Source organism: Achromobacter sp. B7, assembly GCF_003600685.1.
Classification (GTDB): Bacteria; Pseudomonadota; Gammaproteobacteria; order Burkholderiales; family Burkholderiaceae_B; genus Achromobacter; species Achromobacter spanius_B.
In genome coordinates this window covers 6,021,602-6,038,942 of record NZ_CP032084.1, presented here as the reverse complement: position 1 = coordinate 6,038,942, position 17,341 = coordinate 6,021,602, and the positions used below count along the sequence as shown (strand labels likewise).

General features: G+C 64.1%; 16 protein-coding genes and 1 pseudogene. 10 read left to right on the top strand and 7 right to left on the bottom strand.

Annotated features, from left to right (window positions below):
* Positions 1-33: 33 nt before the first annotated feature.
* Complete coding sequence (pgi, locus tag DVB37_RS27325) at positions 34-1,605, bottom strand: glucose-6-phosphate isomerase (protein ID WP_046803126.1); 1,572 nt, start codon at positions 1,603-1,605, stop codon at positions 34-36.
* A 245-nt stretch (positions 1,606-1,850) separates the two neighbouring features.
* On the opposite strand from pgi, the gene DVB37_RS27320 reads away from it, so the two are divergent.
* The 3 genes from DVB37_RS27320 (at position 1,851) to DVB37_RS27310 (ending at position 5,483) form a co-directional block, all read left to right on the top strand.
* Complete coding sequence (locus DVB37_RS27320) at positions 1,851-2,954, top strand: glycosyltransferase (protein WP_046802947.1); 1,104 nt, start codon at positions 1,851-1,853, stop codon at positions 2,952-2,954.
* A 158-nt stretch (positions 2,955-3,112) separates the two neighbouring features.
* Positions 3,113-4,150: a lipopolysaccharide heptosyltransferase I gene (gene waaC, locus DVB37_RS27315; protein ID WP_046802948.1), complete on the top strand. Its 1,038-nt coding sequence runs from the start codon at positions 3,113-3,115 to the stop codon at positions 4,148-4,150.
* A 1-nt stretch (position 4,151) separates the two neighbouring features.
* Positions 4,152-5,483, top strand: coding sequence for a 3-deoxy-D-manno-octulosonic acid transferase (locus DVB37_RS27310; protein ID WP_120157289.1), 1,332 nt, complete (start codon positions 4,152-4,154; stop codon positions 5,481-5,483).
* Positions 5,484-5,641: 158 nt separating this feature from the next.
* Here the strand turns inward: DVB37_RS27310 and DVB37_RS27305 are convergent, their stop codons facing one another.
* From DVB37_RS27305 to DVB37_RS27285, 6 genes are all read right to left on the bottom strand, one after another.
* Complete coding sequence (locus tag DVB37_RS27305) at positions 5,642-6,010, bottom strand: GtrA family protein (RefSeq protein WP_162941300.1); 369 nt, start codon at positions 6,008-6,010, stop codon at positions 5,642-5,644.
* Positions 6,011-6,035: 25 nt separating this feature from the next.
* On the bottom strand, positions 6,036-7,070 hold the full coding sequence (locus DVB37_RS27300; protein ID WP_120157287.1) for a glycosyltransferase family 2 protein: 1,035 nt from the start codon (positions 7,068-7,070) through the stop codon (positions 6,036-6,038).
* 12 nt (positions 7,071-7,082) lie between these two features.
* A complete protein-coding gene (locus DVB37_RS27295) occupies positions 7,083-8,432 on the bottom strand; it encodes a DUF3488 domain-containing protein (RefSeq protein ID WP_162941299.1) in 1,350 nt (449 codons plus the stop codon).
* Between the two features lie 120 nt (positions 8,433-8,552).
* Entirely contained in the window at positions 8,553-8,717 is a 165-nt protein-coding gene (locus DVB37_RS28510) for a hypothetical protein (protein ID WP_162941298.1), read from the bottom strand.
* Between the two features lie 12 nt (positions 8,718-8,729).
* Positions 8,730-9,536, bottom strand: coding sequence for a type III pantothenate kinase (locus tag DVB37_RS27290; RefSeq protein WP_120157285.1), 807 nt, complete (start codon positions 9,534-9,536; stop codon positions 8,730-8,732).
* On the bottom strand, positions 9,533-10,384 hold the full coding sequence (locus DVB37_RS27285) for a biotin--[acetyl-CoA-carboxylase] ligase (protein WP_046803127.1): 852 nt from the start codon (positions 10,382-10,384) through the stop codon (positions 9,533-9,535). Before DVB37_RS27285 ends, DVB37_RS27290 begins: the two co-directional genes overlap by 4 nt.
* A gap of 96 nt (positions 10,385-10,480) precedes the next feature.
* Here DVB37_RS27285 and DVB37_RS27280 point away from each other — a divergent pair, with 96 nt between their 5' ends.
* From DVB37_RS27280 to DVB37_RS27250, 7 genes and pseudogenes are all read left to right on the top strand, one after another.
* Complete coding sequence (locus tag DVB37_RS27280) at positions 10,481-11,611, top strand: ABC transporter permease (protein WP_120157284.1); 1,131 nt, start codon at positions 10,481-10,483, stop codon at positions 11,609-11,611.
* Positions 11,611-12,450, top strand: coding sequence for an ABC transporter ATP-binding protein (locus DVB37_RS27275; RefSeq protein ID WP_120157283.1), 840 nt, complete (start codon positions 11,611-11,613; stop codon positions 12,448-12,450). The genes DVB37_RS27280 and DVB37_RS27275 overlap by 1 nt, the downstream gene beginning before the upstream one ends.
* Positions 12,437-13,393 carry an MlaD family protein gene (locus DVB37_RS27270; RefSeq protein ID WP_046802953.1) on the top strand — a complete coding sequence of 319 codons (957 nt, stop codon included), beginning with the start codon at positions 12,437-12,439 and terminating at the stop codon, positions 13,391-13,393. Before DVB37_RS27275 ends, DVB37_RS27270 begins: the two co-directional genes overlap by 14 nt.
* A pseudogene (locus DVB37_RS27265) lies at positions 13,390-13,989 on the top strand (ABC-type transport auxiliary lipoprotein family protein); the annotation flags it as partial. The gene DVB37_RS27270 and the pseudogene DVB37_RS27265, both read left to right, overlap by 4 nt.
* Positions 13,990-14,184: 195 nt before the next feature.
* Positions 14,185-14,838: an alpha/beta hydrolase gene (locus tag DVB37_RS27260; RefSeq protein WP_046802955.1), complete on the top strand. Its 654-nt coding sequence runs from the start codon at positions 14,185-14,187 to the stop codon at positions 14,836-14,838.
* A 151-nt stretch (positions 14,839-14,989) separates the two neighbouring features.
* Entirely contained in the window at positions 14,990-16,252 is a 1,263-nt protein-coding gene (locus DVB37_RS27255) for a D-alanyl-D-alanine carboxypeptidase family protein (RefSeq protein ID WP_046802956.1), read from the top strand.
* 139 nt (positions 16,253-16,391) lie between these two features.
* Positions 16,392-17,258, top strand: a complete 867-nt coding sequence (locus DVB37_RS27250; protein WP_162941297.1) for a D-amino acid aminotransferase — start codon at positions 16,392-16,394, stop codon at positions 17,256-17,258.
* Positions 17,259-17,341 lie beyond the last annotated feature (83 nt).

The window sequence follows — 17,341 nt, the reverse complement described above, 5'->3', positions numbered from 1 at the left end:
TTGGGGCCCTGCGCCGATGCCGGTACGGAGATATTAGCGCCCCTGCGTCAGAACCGAAATCCAATGCTGGGTCGAAAGATCGTGATCGGCGTTTTGGCCTTGCCCGTGCAATTCGCGCAGGATGCCGCTGGCCATTTTCTTGCCCGCCTCGACACCCCATTGATCGAAGGGGTTGATCCCCCAGATCAACGCTTGTACGAAGATCTTGTGCTCGTACAGTGCCAGCAACGCGCCCAGCGCGTACGGCGTCAGGCGCGGCAACACGATCAGCGTAGAAGGCCTGCCGCCTTCGTGTCGGCGATGGCGCGCGAGCCATTCGGCCTTGTCCGCGGGCATGCCTTGGGCCAGCATGGCGTCGCGATCCGCATCCAGCGACGTACCCCGCAGGAGCGTCTGGCGTTGGGCCAGGCAATTGGCCAGCAGCATCGCGTGTTCTTCCGTCCATTGGTGGTCGGCTTCGCGGCACATGATGAAATCCACCGCCGCGCCGTCCGTGCCTTGGTGCAGCCACTGGAAAAAGGTGTGCTGGCCGTCGGTGCCGGGCATGCCCCACACCGACGGGCCGGTGGGCACGCCCACGGGATCGCCGGCCATATCCACGGATTTGCCCAGCGATTCCATATCCAGCTGTTGTAGATAGGGCGCCAGGAATTGCAGGCGCGCGTCATACGCGGCGATGCTGAGCGACCCATACCCAAGTACGCTGCGGTTGGCGACGCCGGCCAGCGCAAGCTGCGCAGGGGCGTTTTCGGCAATGGGCGCCTGGGCGAAGTGCTCGTCCATGGCGGCGGCGCCGGCACGGATGCCTTCGATGACGTCAATCCCGACCGCCATGGCCACCGGCAAGCCCACGGCGGACCACAAGGAATATCGGCCGCCAACCCAGTCCCAGAATTCGAAGACCTGCGAAGACGGAATCCCCAGCGCGCGGGCGGCGTCGGGGCGGGCGGTGATCGCCACGACCTGCTCATACGGCCGTTCCACGCCCGCCTGTGCCAGCCAGTCCACGGCGCGCCGCAGGTTGGCCAGCGTTTCTGCCGTCGTGAAGGATTTGGATGTGACGACCAAAAGAGTGTCTTGGGCATTCAGGCCCAGGATGGCGTCTTCAAGGGCATGCCCGTCAATATTGGCCACGAATTTCAGGGCTCTGCGAGCGCCGCTACCGCTGCACGCGTCCGTGGCCAAGCGCACGCCCCAGTCGCTGCCGCCGATACCAATATGGATTACCGCTTTCCATTTGCCCTGAGCGTCCGCCTGTTCCACGAATTCCCGAACACGTTGGTGTTCGCGGGCGACGGCTTCAATGGGTTCCGGCGCACGCAGCATGGTGTGCCAAGCGGCGCGGTCTTCTGTCTTGTTGACGTGGTCGCCGGCCAGCAGAGCCGCGCGTGCCTGGTCGAAACCACGGGCTTGGAGCAGGGCGGTTGCCGCAGCGCGGGCGTCTGGGGATGAGACCTGCGCGCTGAGGTCGATGGTTAGTCCGGCGGCGTGCAACAGGCGTAGTTCATCAGTGCAGATTGAGCCGTGCTGGACGGCCTGAGAGAACGCTTGCCATTCGGGAAGGCGCGGTAGCTTCGCAAGGTCAACGGGTTTTAAAGGCAGCATATTTTTTTGTAAATACGTCTTGATACTGATGTCCAAGTCCAGACGCGTCTCGTCAAATCGGAGGCGGGCGCGGTGCGCGCAATTCTGCAGATGCGCGAGTTTAGCCGGTTGATCAGGCGCCAAACAGGCCCTTTTTATTTTGCAAGCCGCGTTTCCATTCTTTTGCAAAGCTGTCCATATTGTTTTCATGCCTTGTCTGCGTCTGACGCTACAATTCCGCGATTCTCCCTCCGGCGCGTTTTTTTATGCTGTACGTTCTTGTAGCGTTTCTGGTTTCGCTGTTTTCGACCTTGCTGATCGTTCGCTACCGTTCCTGGCACGACGGCCTGACGGCTGACCACGATCTGGAGGGCGTGCAGAAGTACCATTCGAAGCCTGTGCCCCGCATCGGCGGACTGTCCTTGCTGATCGCCAGCGGCGTCACGTGCGCCTTGGTGGCAGTGCGCGAGCCGGACGTCCTTCCGAACATGGTGCTGCTGTTGGCGGCCTCGATGCCGGCATTTCTAGGGGGCTTCGCCGAGGACCTGACCAAACAAGTGCGGGTTTTGGTGCGGCTTGGACTTGCAATGTTGTCGGGCGGCATTGCGTATTATCTGCTTGGCGCGGCTGTGACGCGTGTCGACATTATCGGAATTGATTGGCTGCTGCAATTCTGGGTTATTTCGTTTATTTTCACGTCGGTTGCCATTAGCGGCGCCGCCAATGCCATAAACATTATTGACGGGTATAACGGCCTGGCGGCCGTGGTGTCCGCAATGATCTTGGCCGGGTTTGCCTACGTCTCGTTTTATCTCGGCGATCGGTTTTTGTTGATCGTGGCATTGAGCACGCTGGGCGGCATTATCGGATTCCTGGTTTGGAATTACCCGCACGGCCACATATTCCTTGGGGACGGTGGCGCTTACTTCCTGGGATTCATGATCGGTGAATTGTCAGTGCTGATGCTGGCGCGTCACCCTGAAGTGTCAGCATGGTTTCCGTTGCTGCTGTGTATTTATCCGGTATTCGAAACCCTGTTTTCCATCTATCGAAAAAAGTGGCTGCGGGGCCGCTCCCCCGGCGCTCCCGACGGCGTGCACCTGCATATGCTGATCTACAAGCGCCTTGTGCGCTGGGCGATCGGCTCGCGCGAAATGCGGCATCAGACGCAGCGCAATTCCATGACGTCGCCGTACCTGTGGTTGCTTTCGTCGTTGGCGGTCATACCCGCCGTATTGTTCTGGCAGCAGCCCTATCTGTTAATGTTCTTCACGGCAGTTTTCTCCACCACCTATGTGGTGCTTTATCGCCGCCTGGTGCTGTTTCGCATGCCCAAGTGGATGATCGTAAAGAAGAAAAAGCGCCATTGACCGGCGCCGCTTTCCTTAACCACCATTGCTCGGAATTTGGGGCAATGGGTTGGCTGGAACTGGCGTCGCTGTAACCAGCAATGTTGTTGTACAGTGCGGGCTGCGTTGAACGGCGCCTGCCAACATCGGGTCGAGGGCGGCGCCAAGCTCGAATCATTATGCCCACACGAATCCTCATCGTTCGCACCTCCTCCTTGGGCGACCTCGTCCACATGCTTCCGGCAATCACCGATATTGCCCGGCATGTGCCTGACGCACAGATCGATTGGATCGTCGAGGAAGCGTTTGCCGAGATCCCGTCGTGGCATCCGGCCGTCAATGAAGTCATCAAGGTCGCCCATCGGCGCTGGCGCAAGTCGTGGTGGTCGTCGCAGGTGCGCTTCGAGCGCCGGGCGCTTAAAGAACGGCTGCGCTCCACGCAATACGACATCGTGCTGGATATGCAGGCGCTGCTGAAATCTGCTTGGCTGGTGCGTCAGGCGCGCGGCGTGCGGCATGGGCTGGATTGGCGGTCGGCGCGTGAGCCCTTGGCGTCGCTGTTCTACAACGTGCGCCACCGCGTGGAATTCTGGCAGCCTGCCGTGATCCGCCAGCGCAAGTTGGCCGCGCTGACCTTTGGCTACCAGCATGCCGGGCTGCCGGACTTTGGATTGCAGAATTTCGTGCGGCAGGCCAGTCAGCCCGTGGAACCCGTGGTTGAAGTCGGCAGCGACGGCTTGAACGCCGCTGAACTGCCGCGTCTGCATCATTTGGACAACGACCGGGGTTACGCGGTGATCATGCCGTCGGCCAGCCGCGACGACAAACTCTGGCCCGAAGAGGATTGGCGCGCGGTATTCCGCCGCCTGCGCGAAGCCGGCTGCACCCTGAAACTGCTGGCGGGCAATGACGCCGAGGCCGAGCGCGCGAGCCTGCTCGTGGCCGGCATGGAAGGCGCCGAAGTCATGCCGCGCATGGACCTGACCGACGTGGCGCGCTTGCTGGCCGGGTCGCGCCTGATGGTGGGCCTGGACAGCGGGCTGACGCATCTGTCGGCGGCGCTGGGCCGCCCCACCATCGGCATCTACCGCGCTTCCACCCCCGTTCGCACGCCGCTGGTCGGGTCGAACTACACGGCCAGCCTGGGCGACCGCGGCGCGTCTCCATCGCGCGAAGCGGTGATGGCCTCGGTTGAGCAGGCGCTGGCCGCGCACTGACATGAATCGCGGCGTCTACACGCTGGCACTGCGGGCGTTGGCGCCGCTGCTGTGGCTGTGGATGGCGCGTCGTGCCAAACGGGCAGGCGGTCAGTGGGAGGTGTTTTCGCGTGAGCGGTTTGGCCATCCAGCGGATGGGCAACCGCTTTTCGCTTGGGCTGCCGCGTCGCAGGCTGCTGCCCCTGTCTCCACCACCGCCGATTCCCCCTGGACCCGCCCCGTCTGGGTACACGCCGTCAGCCTGGGCGAGACACGCGCGGCGCAGCCGTTGCTGCAAGCGTTGCTAGACCGCGGCTTGCCCGTGCTGCTGACTCACATGACGGCCACGGGCCGCGCTGAAGGCCAGCGTTTGTTCGCCGACGCCATTGGCCGGGGCCAACTGCGCCAAGCTTGGCTGCCGTACGACTTTCCCGGCGCCACCCGCCGCTTCATGCGCGGCTACCAGCCGCGCTGCGGACTGCTGATCGAACGCGAAATCTGGCCAAATCTACTGGCCGCCGCCCGACGCGCGCACGTGCCAATGGCGCTGGTCAGCGCGCGATATTCCGCGTCGTCGCTACGCCAGGCAAAACGCATGGGCGGCGTGATGCACGAAGCCTTGGCCGGCCTCGATATGGTCCTGGCGCAAACGGTGGAAGACGCGGCGCGGCTGGTGCAGGCGGGCGCGCCCGTGCCCGCTGTGACCGGTAATCTGAAATTCGACCTGGTGCTGCCGGCGTCGCAGGTTCAGGCAGGCCGAGAATGGCGCAAGCGTCTGGGTCGGCCGGTTGTGTCGATTGCCAGCACCCGCGAAGGCGAGGACGCCCCTTTTATCGACGCGATCAAGCGCTACAGCGGGCAGCCGGACGCTCCGCTATTCATGGTGATCCCGCGACACCCGCAACGCTTTGACGAGGCGGCCAGGCTGTTGAGCGATGCGCAGCTACCGTTCATCCGGCGAAGCGCGGGCGTCGAGCCGACCCCGGAAACCGCCGTGGTGCTGGGCGACAGCCTGGGCGAAATGGCCTTCTATTACGCTGCGTCGGATGTCGCCATCGTCGCGGGCAGTTTTGCGCCGCTGGGCGGGCAGAACCTGATCGAAGCCTGCGCAGCGGGCGTGCCGGTGATCGTGGGGCCGCACACCTTCAACTTCCAGCAGGCGGCCGAAGATGCGATTGCGGCAGGGGCCGTCTTGCGTGCGCCGGATGCGTCGGCCGCAGTCGATATGGCGTTGGCGTTGCTCGCTGACCCTGATCGGCGTCAGGCCGTCGGTCGGGCCGCTCGTGATTGGTCTGGCCAGCACGCCGGAGCGAGCGCCCGCACAATGCAGGTGCTCGCTCGCTTGTTGCGCTGATGCTCAGGGGCTTGAAGGCGCCTCAGCCCCAGACGCAGGAGTCGATCGCGACCTAGCTGCCAATCCCAGTTTGGCGGGCGCAATGGCGCCGGGCTGAACCACCGTTATCTTCCGGGCAATTGCGACGTCGGCAATGCCGGGAAAGGTCGGCGGTCCGGCTAGATGTCGTTCTGCCGCTTGGGGCGGAACACAAGCCGGGCCGACAGCACATACATGAAGCCGCTGTACACGCCAGCAGCGGCCAGTTGGGCAAGCACAGGCTTGACCTCATAAGTCAAAAAAATTTTCAGGACCGCCAAGTTCACCAAAAAGGAGATCAGGAAAATATAAAGATAACGCAGCCCTTCGCTGGCAATCTTTCCTTTACTTCGAAAAACGAATTTCTTGGAAAAGAAAAAGCTCTGAATGAAGCCGACTGTGTAGCCAAGGATGTTGGCAAGCACGGCAGGGACGCCCAGCGCCATCAACACGAAGATAATGCCAAAGCCAATCGCTGTGTTCAGGCCCCCGCTGATGGCGTAGCGCATCAGTCGGCCTGCTTCGTTCGTCCACCTAGACATGATGGGCGGCTTGAGCGGCCGGCTCGGCTGCAGCCGGCTTGTTTTTCTTGAACGTCGTGCTAGCCACCACGAACTGCGGCTTGCGGTTGATCTTCAGGTAGGCACGCCCGAGATACTCGCCGATCATGCCCAAACATAGCGTCTGAATGCCGCCTACAAGTAGGACGGTGGCGATTAGTGAAGTCCAGCCGCGCGGGTAATCCGGGTGTAAGAAGCTTTGCACGGTGATCACTAGGATCATGATCAAACTGAATGCGGACATGCAAAAACCGACGCAGGTGGCAAAGCGCAGGGGCAGAATTGAAAAGCTGGTCAGCATTTTCATCCACAGCGACAACGACCGTCGCAGGTTGTAGTTGCCTTCGCCTTCCAGCCGCGCCTGGTGCTCGATATCCACTGACGTGATGGAATTTGTGACGTCCAGGATCAGACCGTCTACGTACGCGTAGGGGCCGTCGTAGCGGATCACTTCCTGCACCACTTCCTGGCGCAGCGCCTTGAAGGACGACAGGTACAGGCCTTTGGGCTTGCGCAGTGCATAGGTGGCGACAAGATCATTGAACTTGCTGCCCACCTTTTTCCACAAGGCATGCTGCCGGCCGACATAGTTGGTGTAGCAGACGTCGTAGCCCGAACGCAGCGCGTCGAGCAGCTTGCCGATTGCGCTAGGCGGGTGTTGCAGGTCGTCGTCCATCAGGATTACGTATCGGCCGTTCGTGTGATGCAGGCCGGCCATAACCGCGTTGTGCTGGCCAAAATTCTTGCGTAGCGAAATACCCTTGATAAACGGATGTAGCGCTGCTTGCTCGGTAATGACCTTCCAGCTGTTGTCGGGGCTGCAGTCATTGACCAGTACAAGTTCGAACCGATCCGTCATCTGTAGCGCGCCCATTACCTCGGCCACTTTTGCGACCAGCTTGGGCAGGATTGATTCGCTGCGATAAACCGGGATGACGATGGAGACTTCCAGGCTGCCTCCGCCAGTTTCGGGCGGGTCTGCGGGGTGATGTCCAGTGGCGCTTGTCATGGCGATATCGGCTTAGTTGGTCTTGTGTTTTTGCTGCGTGAAAAGTAGGGTCAGCCCGATCAAAGCGATCAGCGTGGCGTACAGTTTGCCGAAGTAGAAGTAGCGGACCTCATACTGGTGCACCATAAAGATTAAATAGTACGCAGACACGATGGTGGCGTTGGCCCAATTGAGCACCGGGGCATACATCGACCGCCGGCGCGCCAGCGCCACGCCCGCCAGGAGTGCGACGATGATGGCGATCAGGAAGAAGATGTTCGTGACCGTGTCCCATCCCGTGGCTTGCGTTGTGGCCCGCCCCATGTCTTGCTGGCTGGCGTAGAAATAGTTGCCGATGATGCCGAATTTGATCGCATGCCATTCCAGCGGGTGGCTCAGCAAGGTGCGCACGAAAAGTTGGGGCGCTTCCTCTAGTCGCCCGCACGTCGTGGGGTCGATTCGGCAGGTCAGGCCACCACCGCCCTCGATGATGAATTCGCCGCCCTGGCTGAGCAGGTGCTCGCGGCTCATGACCGACGTCGAAAACGACAGTGTTTCGGTGTAGACCCATTTGGGGCTGCCCATGGTGACTTGATGATAAATCCGCCAGGGCGCCATGACGACGTGGGCAGAAATGACCACCGTCAGGGCGATACCCATCCATCGGCTCTTCGCCGGTCGGTGCTTGGCGCGTACGAGGCTCCACAGCCATGCCACTAGCAGCCAAAAGGTCAGGCCGAGCACAAACAATTCGAATTGTGATCGGAAGTAAGCCGCCAGCCCGATACTGACGCCCGCAGCAATGGCGAGCTTGCGCGGTTGGGCCACGGCGGATGCCTGCAGTGCGCACAGCACGCCCAGGAAGAAAAATGCGATGGAAAACGTTTCGCCATATATGACACGGCCGGGCTCCAGAAGGAATGACCGCGCTACGGACGGCACAAACAGCAGGAGCGGAAGCAGCCATGCGAACGGCACCGCGACGAAAGTGCGCAGCACCTTGTTGAATTTGCCCAGTACCCCCGCCCATGCGGCGCAAGCCAGCAACTGGAGGGTGTACACGAAATAGGGGGTGTCCAGGCTGATCAGCTTGATCAGCCCCGCTTCAACCAGCAGGAAGCCGGGAGGCCAGAAACTGGTGATCCAATTGTTCTCCGGCGAGATCCACCCCTTGTCGGCGATATTCATTGCGCCTGTCATGAAACTGCCGGGGTCTGACGGGAGGAACTTGAGCAGGTCTTGGGCCGTAGTGGCGAATGCGTCGATCTGTCCGGCAGGGTGACTCATGTAGCTCGCGTAGGCCGCGAGGATCAGGAAATAGCATAAAAATACGCCGATGAAGTGCGTCGCGGGCCTTTGGCTAATCGGCACTGTAGATGTCATTTCGTTCCTTCAAATCTAGTCAGGCGATACGGGCCGTCGGTGGGAGGTCAGGCCGCGTAATAGGACGTCCTGTCAGGGGCTTGCGCGGGGCGGCGCCATTCTACGCGCCGACCTGCAATATTACGAATTCGCCCGCCCCACCAGCTTGACCGCATCCTCGTTCAATTCCTGACTGAACTTTCGCGTATCTCGCCCGTCATCTTCCGGGCGCACGCCGATCCATCCCTGGCCCAGCGCCAGTACCCATAAATTCGCCAGCACGATCAGAATGAAGAGCACTCGCATGGCGGGCCTTGTTCAGGCGTTGAGGTCCAGGGTGGCGCGGGCGACCGCGGCCAGGCCATCCAGGACGGGGTGGTCCAGGTACACCGGCACCGGCGCGGCGCCGAACGCGCCGCCGGCATCGGCCAGCAGGCGTTCTATTTCCTGATGCACTTCGGGCCAGCCGCCGCCCGCCGCGTAGATCTGCGGGGTCTCGCCGTAGCGCTGGCGGCCCGCCAGCCATTGGCGCACCACCGCGCCCGCCTGCGCGGCCGCAATGCCGGAGGCAATGGCTTCGTGCGTGTCGATGGGGTAGGCCACGACCTGGCCGTTGGCGATGGGCAGGTTGGCGGTGCCATGGGCCAGCGCGTTGCGCATCATGGCAGGGCCCGGCAGGATCAGGCCGCCGGCGAAGACGTTGTCGGGGCCGACGGTATCAATGGTGGTGGCCGTGCCGAAGCTGGCCAGCACGAAGGGGGGATGGGCGCCGGGCAGGCGCGACAGCACGCCCAGCAGCGACGCCCAGCGGTCGGCGCCCAATTGCGTCGGCACGCGGTAGCTGTTGACCAGCCCCAGCGTCGTGCCCTGCGAAGGCGACCACGTCACCGCGCAACCGTGTTTTTGCAGGATCGCGGCAATGGCCGTGCCGCGGGCTTCGCCCGCCACGTTCACGCCCAGCGCGCGCAGCGGGCGGCGCGGCAGCGCGGCCAGCCAGCCATCCAGCGCATCCAGGTCCAGGCCGTCGAAGGCGACCGCCGCCGGCTCGCGCGGCATATCGCGGTTGCTGGCGTCCAGCCAACCCACCTTCAAACGGCTGTTGCCGGAATCAATAAGAATAATCATGCTTGGCGTCGAATCGAGATTTCACCAATTGAAATCGGTGTGGCGCCCTGGGGCGTTTGCACCAGCAGGCGGCCATGTTCGTCCACGCCACAGGCGGTGCCGCTAAGTAGGATATCGCCTTTTTCCAGCACGTTCACCGGCCGGCCCGCCAGCGCGTCGACTCGGTCAAAACGATGCTGAAACGCGGCAAAACCCTCGCGTTCCAAGGTTTGAACCGCGTCGTGCCAGGCGGTGGCGCTGGCGCAGATCAGGTCAGCCGCGTCGGGCAGGAGGCCGGATTCGGCTTGCACCTGAGTCCAATCAGCCACATCGCGATCCAGCGCGCGGGACAGCTCGGCCGCGTCGCGCAAATTGACACCCATGCCGATGACAACGGTGTAGCCGGCCTCGCGGCCACCTGGATTGCGGGTGGTTTCCACCAGCACCCCGGCCAGCTTGGCGTCGTGCCACTGCACATCGTTCGGCCACTTCATGCACAGGCCGTTCGCACGCGGCCCGGCAACGGCGCGCAGCGCCTCGCAGGCGACGACGCCGGCCAAGGGTGATAGCGCGGGCAATTGCGCGGCGGGCAGGTGCACGTCGTACGCGCACGAAAACATCAGCGTGGAGCCCGCGCGGTTTTGCCAAGGGCGGCCGGCGCGGCCGCGGCCGGCGTTTTGCAGATGGGTGCCCAACAGCCAGGGTTTGGCCGCGCCAAGCCCCGAGCGGGCTCGCGCCAGCAGGTCGGCATTGGTCGACCCGGTGTTGCCGGTCCAGGTGATGTCTTGGAATACAGGCAGGCGCTGGCCTAGCTCGCGGGCCAGGGCTTCCGGCGCGGGCAGGTCGATAGGGCGGACGTGTTCGGACATGGCGGCGATTGTAGGGCACGCGGCCGCCACGCGCGGTCTTTCGGGGCGCAAGCGTTTATCATTGGCGATACATTTTGCATCCGGTGCCCCGCCTACATGCCGCATTCCGCTTCATCCGCGTCCGCCGCCGCGCCTTTCCGTCTGGACGGAAAAGTCTGCCATGTGGCGGGCGACTGGAGCGTCCTGGCCCTGGCACAGGCCGGCGAAGTCGAACGCCGGCGCACCGCCATGGCCCGCGCGGCCCAGGAAGGCGTGCGCTGGGATCTGCACGGCATCAGCCGCCTGGACACCATCGGCGCCTTGCTGATCTGGCAGGCCTGGGGCGAAAAACTGCCCGAACGGGTGCGCTGGTCGGCCGGCCAGCAGGATGTTTTCAACGCGCTGGCCATGAACAAGGGCGAGGCCCAGACGGCCCCGCCCAAGCCCGAAACCTTTGCCTGGATCCGCGGCCTAGGCGGCGCCATCTTGCAAGCCGCCGAAAACGGCCGGGCGCTGCTGATCATGCTGGGCCAATTGATGCTGGACCTGGGCGCCATGCTGCGCCGGCCGCGCCTGGGGCCCTGGCGCGAGATCTCGGCGCAGGTGTATCGCACGGGCGCGCAGGCGCTGGGCATCACGGCGCTGGTGGGGTTTCTGATCGGCGTGGTGCTGTCGTATCTGTCGGCGCAGCAGCTACAGATGATCGGCGCCGACCGCTTCATCGTGCGGCTGCTAGGCGTGTCCATCGTGCGCGAGCTTGGGCCGGTGCTGGCGGCCATTCTGGTGGCGGGCCGGTCTGGTTCTGCAATCACCGCGCAGATTGGCGTGATGCGCGTCACGCAGGAGCTGGACGCCATGCGCGTCATGGGTATCTCGCACGGGCAGCGCCTGATCCTGCCGCGTGTGTTGGCGCTGGCCGTGACCATGCCGCTGCTGGTCTTGTGGACGGACGCCATGGCCTTGCTGGGCGGCATGTTGGCCGCGCAGATGCAGCTGGGTATCTCGCCGCAGTGGTTCCTGACCTCGCTGCCGGACGCCATCTCGCTGACCAATTACTGGATCGGCATCCTCAAGGGCGTGACCTTCGGCATCTTGATCGCGCTGATCGCCTGCCACTTTGGCTTGCGCATCCAGCCCAATACCGAAAGCCTGGGCCGGGGCACAACCACATCCGTGGTGACATCAATTACCGGCGTGATTCTGCTGGACGCCTTCTACGCCATCATCTTCAGTTCGGTGGGCATCTGATGAACAGCGCCACGCAAAATCGCCTGTTCACCGACGACAGCGTCACCGTCGAGCCCGTTATCACGGTGCGCGGGCTGCGCACGGCGTTTGGCGACCATGTGGTGCACGACAAGCTGGACCTGACCGTCTTCCCCGGCGAAATCCTGGTGCTGGTGGGCGGATCGGGCACCGGCAAGACGGTGCTGCTGCGGCAAATCATCGGCCTGGACCAACCTGCCGCCGGCTCCGTCAAAGTGCTGGGGCATTCGCTGTTCGACCTGTCGCCCGGCGAGCGCCGGCGCCTGTCCTACCGCTGGGGCATGCTGTTTCAGGCGGGGGCGTTGTTCTCGGCGCTGTCCGTGTTCGACAACGTGGCGCTGCCATTGCGCGAACTGCGAACGGTGCCCGAAGACCTGGTGTGCGATGTCGTCATGTGCCGGCTGGCCATGGTCGGGCTATCCGCCAAGGACGCCGACAAGCGGCCGTCGGACCTGTCCGGCGGCATGGTCAAGCGCGTGGCGCTGGCGCGTGCGTTGTCGCTGGACCCCGAATTGCTGTTCCTGGACGAACCTACCGCCGGGCTGGACCCGCTGCGTTCGGACGAATTCGTGGATCTGGTGCGCAGCCTGCACCGCCAGCTGCGGTTTACCGTCGTCATGGTGACGCACGATCTGGACACGCTGCTGGCGCTGGCTACGCGTGTCGCCGTGCTGGCCGACAAACGGGTGATCGTGTGCGACACGGTGCAGGAAGTCCTGAAGGTCGATCACCCGTTCATTCATACATTCTTTCTGGGCGAACGCGGCTTGCGCGCGCTTGGGGACCTGGCGCCGAAGGGGTTGCATCATGGAAAACCGTAGTCATGCGCTCATGGCCGGCATCTTCACGCTGGTCCTGTTGGTTGCCGCCGCGCTGATCGCCGTGTGGATCGGGCGGGATCGCACCAAGCTGCAAACGTACGAGATCGTGTCGGCCACCGCCGTCAGCGGCTTGAATCCGCAATCGGCCGTGCGTTATCAAGGCGTGCCGGTGGGCAAGGTGCAGTCCTTGGCGCTGAACCCGAACAAGCCGGGGCAGGTGCGCATCCGCATCGGCGTGGCGCCCAATACGCCCATCACCGAATCAACGTGGGCGGAACTGGGCGTGCAAGGCGTGACGGGGATGTCCAACGTGGAACTGCGCGACGACGGCTCGTCGCTCAAGCGCCTGGCCTCGTCCGCCGAGCATCCCGCCGCCATTCCGCTGCGCCCCGGTTTTCTTGACCGCATCGAGCAGCGCGGCGGCAAGCTGATATCCAACGTGGAAGAGGCCACCGAGCAGCTGCGCCGCGTGCTTAGCGAACAGAACGTGCAAGCGCTGACCGCCACCTTGCAGAACGCCACCGACATCACGCAGTCGTTGCGGCAAGCCAGCCGCGACCTTGCGCCCACCATGGCTAAGTTAGGACCGCTGATCGACTCGCTGGGCACGACGTCGCGCCAGGCGGACCGCGCCGCGCGCGAGATTGCCGACCTGGCGCAGCAGGCGCGGCAGGCGCTGGCGCGCTTGAATGCGCCCGACGGCCCCTTGTCGGTCGCCACGCGCAGCCTTAACGACATTGCGCTGGCCGCCGCGCGCCTGGACGGCGAAACCCTGCCCGCCGTTACCAATATGGCCACCAACGTCAGCGCCGCCGCGCGTGGCGCGACCGTCACCCTGCGCCGTGTCGACAGCACGCCGCAATCGTTCTTGTTCGGCCCGGCGCCCGTTGCGCCCGGGCCTGGCGAAGCCGGCTTTGCCGGATTCGGGAGACAGCCCAAATGAAAATGCGCAGCGCCGTACTGTTATTGACCGTGACCCTGACTCTGACCTTGGCGGGCTGCGGCATCGGCCGCGTGCCGGCGCCGCCCTCGGTGTTCGACCTGGGGTTGGACGCCAAACCCGTGCCGGCGCTGCCGGCCCGCGCACCGATCGCCATGAGCGTGCAAGCGCCGCCCGCCTTGTCGGACACCAGCATGATCTGGCGCGTGGGCGACAGCGCCGCGCCCCGGGCGTATGCCACGTTCCGCTGGGCCTCGTCGCCGTCCGAACTCGTGCGCCAGCGCATCACCGACCGCTTGTCTCGTCAGGGCGCCGTGCTGGCCGACCGCGTCAACCTTCAGATGCCGCAGCTGCAACTGACGCTGATGCAGTTCGAACAGGTGTATGCCGATGACGGGCAGTCCAGCGAAGGGCGCATCCTGTTGCAGGCAGTGCTGCTCAATGGCCGCAACGTGGTCGATCAAAAGCGCATCCAGGTGCGCGTGCCGACGCCGACGCAAGACGCCGCCGGCGGCGTCGCGGCGCTGCGGCAAGCCACGGACGAGGCCTCGGATCAGCTGGCGCAATGGTTGGCGGCGACGGTGCGAAGCGCCTCCGCCGCCACGTCCGAACCCGCCTCCGCAGTGGCATCCGGTGCTACGTCAGAAACCGCGCCCCGGCGCGGATTCGGCCCCCGGCCCGGACCGAACTTCGAGCCCGCATTCAATCCCTCTGCCGGGTCACGGCCCGGCAATTGAATCCGTTTCGTCGTTTCCTCGTTTCCCCATTTCCTTTTTTGCACGTTGAGTTGAACCATGTCCGCACGCACTGATACCCACGCCTTCACCGGCGCCGCCGGCCGCATTGATTGCGCCGTCGATTGGCCTGCCGGCACGCCGCGAGGCTGGGCCCTGGTCCTGCATCCGCATCCGCTGCAAGGCGGCGCGCGCGAAAACAAGGTGGTCACCACCGTGTCGCGCGCCTGCGTGCAGCATGGCCTGGTGGCGGTGCGCCCCAACTTTCGCGGCGTCGGGCAGTCCGAAGGCGTGTTCGACAAGTCGGTCGGCGAAACCCAGGACATGCTTGCCGTGGTGACGCAAATGCGCGAGCTGCATCCCGAACTGGCCGACGCACCCTGGGTACTGGCCGGCTTTTCGTTTGGCACCGCGGTCGCGGCGCAAACCTACGCGGCGCTGGCGGATGCGGGCGATGCCAAGCTGCCGTCCGCGCTGATGTTGATGGGGCCGGCGGTGAACCGGTTTCAGTCGCATGAAGTCCAGGTTCCTGACGACACGCTGATGGTCCACGGCGAAGAAGACGAGGTGGTGCCGCTGTCCGAAGCCATGGACTGGGCGCGTCCGCGTTCGATTCCGGTGGTGGTGGTGCCGGGCGCATCGCATTTCTTTCACGGCAAGCTGCTGGTGCTGCGCCAGTTGATCCAGGCGCGGCTGAAGGTCGCGTTGGACTGAACCGGCCACACGAAGGCAGCAGGTTGCATCAGGTTGCATGTTTTAAATGCACCGGGAACCCCGCGCGAACCGGCCGGGTCCAATCGCCTGCCTATAATTGTCAGCCACTAGCCCCGCGCCGGCGGGCGTCTTTCCTGGACCCACGTTGCCGATGAAGAATTTGCCTTACTCCGCTCAATCCCCCGCTGTCTTTACCCGCCGTCTGCTGACGGGCGCGGTATTGTCGGCGCTGCTTGCGGCCTCGATGCCGGCCTGGACGCAACAAGCGCCCGCCGCTGCCCCTGCCGCCGCGGGCGCCACCGCGCCGGCGCCGTCAGCCTCGGGCGTGGTGCCGGTGGGTGATGTGTCGGCGGTGCCGGCGCCCACCATCGCGGCCAAGGCCTGGATCGTTATCGACGTGAACAGCGGCCAGACCCTGGCCGCGTCCAATCCCGACATGAAGGTCGAACCGGCTTCGCTCACGAAGATCATGACGGCCTACGTCGTGTTCAACGCGCTGGAAGAAAAGCGCCTGACGCTGGAACAGACCGTGCCCGTGTCCGAGCACGCCTGGCGCACGGGCGGTTCGCGCATGTTCATCGAACCGCGCAAGCCCGTCACGGTGGACGAACTGAACCAAGGCATGATCGTGCAGTCCGGTAACGACGCCTCGGTGGCGTTGGCCGAAGCCGTGGGCGGCAGCGAATCGGCGTTTGCCGCGCTGATGAATCAGGAAGCCGAACGCCTGGGCATGAAGAACACCCACTTCATGAACGCCACCGGCCTGCCCGACCCGCAGCACATGACGTCCACGCGCGACCTGGCCACGCTGTCCGCGCACCTGATCACCGATCACCCGGACTTCTTCCACTACTACAAGCAAAAGAGCTACACGTACAACAAGATCACGCAGCCCAATCGCAACCGCCTGCTGTGGGCCGACCCGTCGGTGGACGGCATGAAGACCGGCCACACCGATTCGGCCGGCTATTGCCTGGTGTCGACCGCCGTGCGCGGCGACCGCCGCATCCTGGTGGTGGTGGTGGGCACGGACAGCGAAGCCACGCGTGCCGAAGAAAGCTTGAAGCTTTTGAACTGGAGCTTCCAGAACTTCGACACCGTCAAGCTGTTCGACAAGAGCCAGCCCGGCATCGATGCGCGCGTCTGGGAAGGCACCGCTGAAAACGTGAAGCTGGGTCCGCCCAAGCCCGTGTCGATTGCCGTGCCGCGCGGCAAGGCCGGCGACCTGAAGCCTGTTGCCCAGCGCACCGATCCGCTGATCGCGCCGCTGGCCAAGGGCCAACAGGTGGGCACGCTGCAATTCACGCTGGACGGCAAGGTGCTGCGCACTGAGCCGCTGGTCGTGCAGGACGCCGTCGAACGCGCCGGCTTCTTTGGCCGCATGGTCGACACCGTCAAGCGCTGGTTCCAGTAAGCGCACCGCACCGCGCCGTGCCACGGGTGCGGCCGCGGGTGTAAGCTAGCAGCGGGCGTTTCGTGCGAAACGCCCGTTTTCCATTTACAGGCAAGCCCATCGGGCTTGTCCGCGACGTTTGATCCTTCAGGAGTACCCCATGATTCCGGGCGTGCCGGGCGAAAGCCAGGTGTATCTCAACGGCGAGTTCCTGCGTGTCGACGAGGCGAAAGTCTCTGTCCTGGACCGCGGTTTTATTTTTGGCGACGGCATCTACGAAGTCGTTCCCGTGTACCAGGGCAAGGCGTTCCGCATGGCGGAGCACCTGAACCGCCTGGACCGCAGCCTGGCCGCCTTGCGCATCACGCCGCCGATGGACCGCGCGGGCTGGGTCGATCTGATCGAACAGTTGCTGGCGCGCACCAATCTGGACACCTGCATCGTGTACTTGCAGGTGACGCGCGGCGTTGCCAAGCGCGACCACCAGTTTCCCGCTGCGGCCATCACGCCGACCGTGTTCGGCATGATTTCGGCGTGGTCTCCGCCGCCCGCCGCGCAGCGCGCGCAAGGCCTGACCGCCATCAGCATTCCGGACGAACGCTGGCTGCACTGCGAGATCAAGTCGGTGTCGCTGCTGGGCAACGTGCTGGCCAAGCAGCAGGCGGTGGATGCGAACGCCGACGAAGTCGTGCAGTTTCGCGATGGCTACCTGACCGAAGGGTCCTCCACCAACATCTGGGTAGTCTCTGGCGGCAAGCTGCTGGCGCCGCCCAAGAACAACCTGATCCTGGAAGGCATCCGCTATGGCCTGATGGGCGAGCTGGCCGAAGCGGCGGGCATCCCGTTCGAGGCGCGCCGCATCACCCAGCAAGAGGTGGAATCCGCCGATGAACTGATGCTGTCTTCCGCCACCAAGGAAGTGCTGGCGATCGTTTCGCTGGACGGCAAGCCGGTGGGCTCGGGCAAGCCCGGCCCTGTTTTTGAGCAGTTGCGAGCGGGTTATGATGCCCGCATCGCCGCGCTGTAAACCGTTGTCCCGGGCGGCTGCCGCAGCCGCCCGTCGCGCTTTCGGCCGGCCTTGCCTGTGCGCAGCTTGCCCCCATATAAGAA

What these genes read in the sequence shown, in the direction of transcription:
- DVB37_RS27300 (WP_120157287.1), bottom strand. Translation starts at nt 7,070, where the DNA reads ATGACAAGCGCCACTGGACATCACCCCGCAGACCCGCCCGAAACTGGC.
- DVB37_RS27305 (WP_162941300.1), bottom strand. Translation starts at nt 6,010, where the DNA reads ATGCGCTACGCCATCAGCGGGGGCCTGAACACAGCGATTGGCTTTGGC.
- DVB37_RS27250 (WP_162941297.1), top strand. Translation starts at nt 16,392, where the DNA reads ATGATTCCGGGCGTGCCGGGCGAAAGCCAGGTGTATCTCAACGGCGAG.
- DVB37_RS27275 (WP_120157283.1), top strand. Translation starts at nt 11,611, where the DNA reads ATGAACAGCGCCACGCAAAATCGCCTGTTCACCGACGACAGCGTCACC.
- DVB37_RS27295 (WP_162941299.1), bottom strand. Translation starts at nt 8,432, where the DNA reads ATGACATCTACAGTGCCGATTAGCCAAAGGCCCGCGACGCACTTCATC.
- pgi (WP_046803126.1), bottom strand. Translation starts at nt 1,605, where the DNA reads ATGCTGCCTTTAAAACCCGTTGACCTTGCGAAGCTACCGCGCCTTCCC.
- DVB37_RS27310 (WP_120157289.1), top strand. Translation starts at nt 4,152, where the DNA reads ATGAATCGCGGCGTCTACACGCTGGCACTGCGGGCGTTGGCGCCGCTG.
- DVB37_RS28510 (WP_162941298.1), bottom strand. Translation starts at nt 8,717, where the DNA reads ATGCGAGTGCTCTTCATTCTGATCGTGCTGGCGAATTTATGGGTACTG.
- DVB37_RS27255 (WP_046802956.1), top strand. Translation starts at nt 14,990, where the DNA reads ATGAAGAATTTGCCTTACTCCGCTCAATCCCCCGCTGTCTTTACCCGC.
- DVB37_RS27285 (WP_046803127.1), bottom strand. Translation starts at nt 10,384, where the DNA reads ATGTCCGAACACGTCCGCCCTATCGACCTGCCCGCGCCGGAAGCCCTG.
- waaC (WP_046802948.1), top strand. Translation starts at nt 3,113, where the DNA reads ATGCCCACACGAATCCTCATCGTTCGCACCTCCTCCTTGGGCGACCTC.
- DVB37_RS27260 (WP_046802955.1), top strand. Translation starts at nt 14,185, where the DNA reads ATGTCCGCACGCACTGATACCCACGCCTTCACCGGCGCCGCCGGCCGC.
- DVB37_RS27320 (WP_046802947.1), top strand. Translation starts at nt 1,851, where the DNA reads ATGCTGTACGTTCTTGTAGCGTTTCTGGTTTCGCTGTTTTCGACCTTG.
- DVB37_RS27270 (WP_046802953.1), top strand. Translation starts at nt 12,437, where the DNA reads ATGGAAAACCGTAGTCATGCGCTCATGGCCGGCATCTTCACGCTGGTC.
- DVB37_RS27280 (WP_120157284.1), top strand. Translation starts at nt 10,481, where the DNA reads ATGCCGCATTCCGCTTCATCCGCGTCCGCCGCCGCGCCTTTCCGTCTG.
- DVB37_RS27290 (WP_120157285.1), bottom strand. Translation starts at nt 9,536, where the DNA reads ATGATTATTCTTATTGATTCCGGCAACAGCCGTTTGAAGGTGGGTTGG.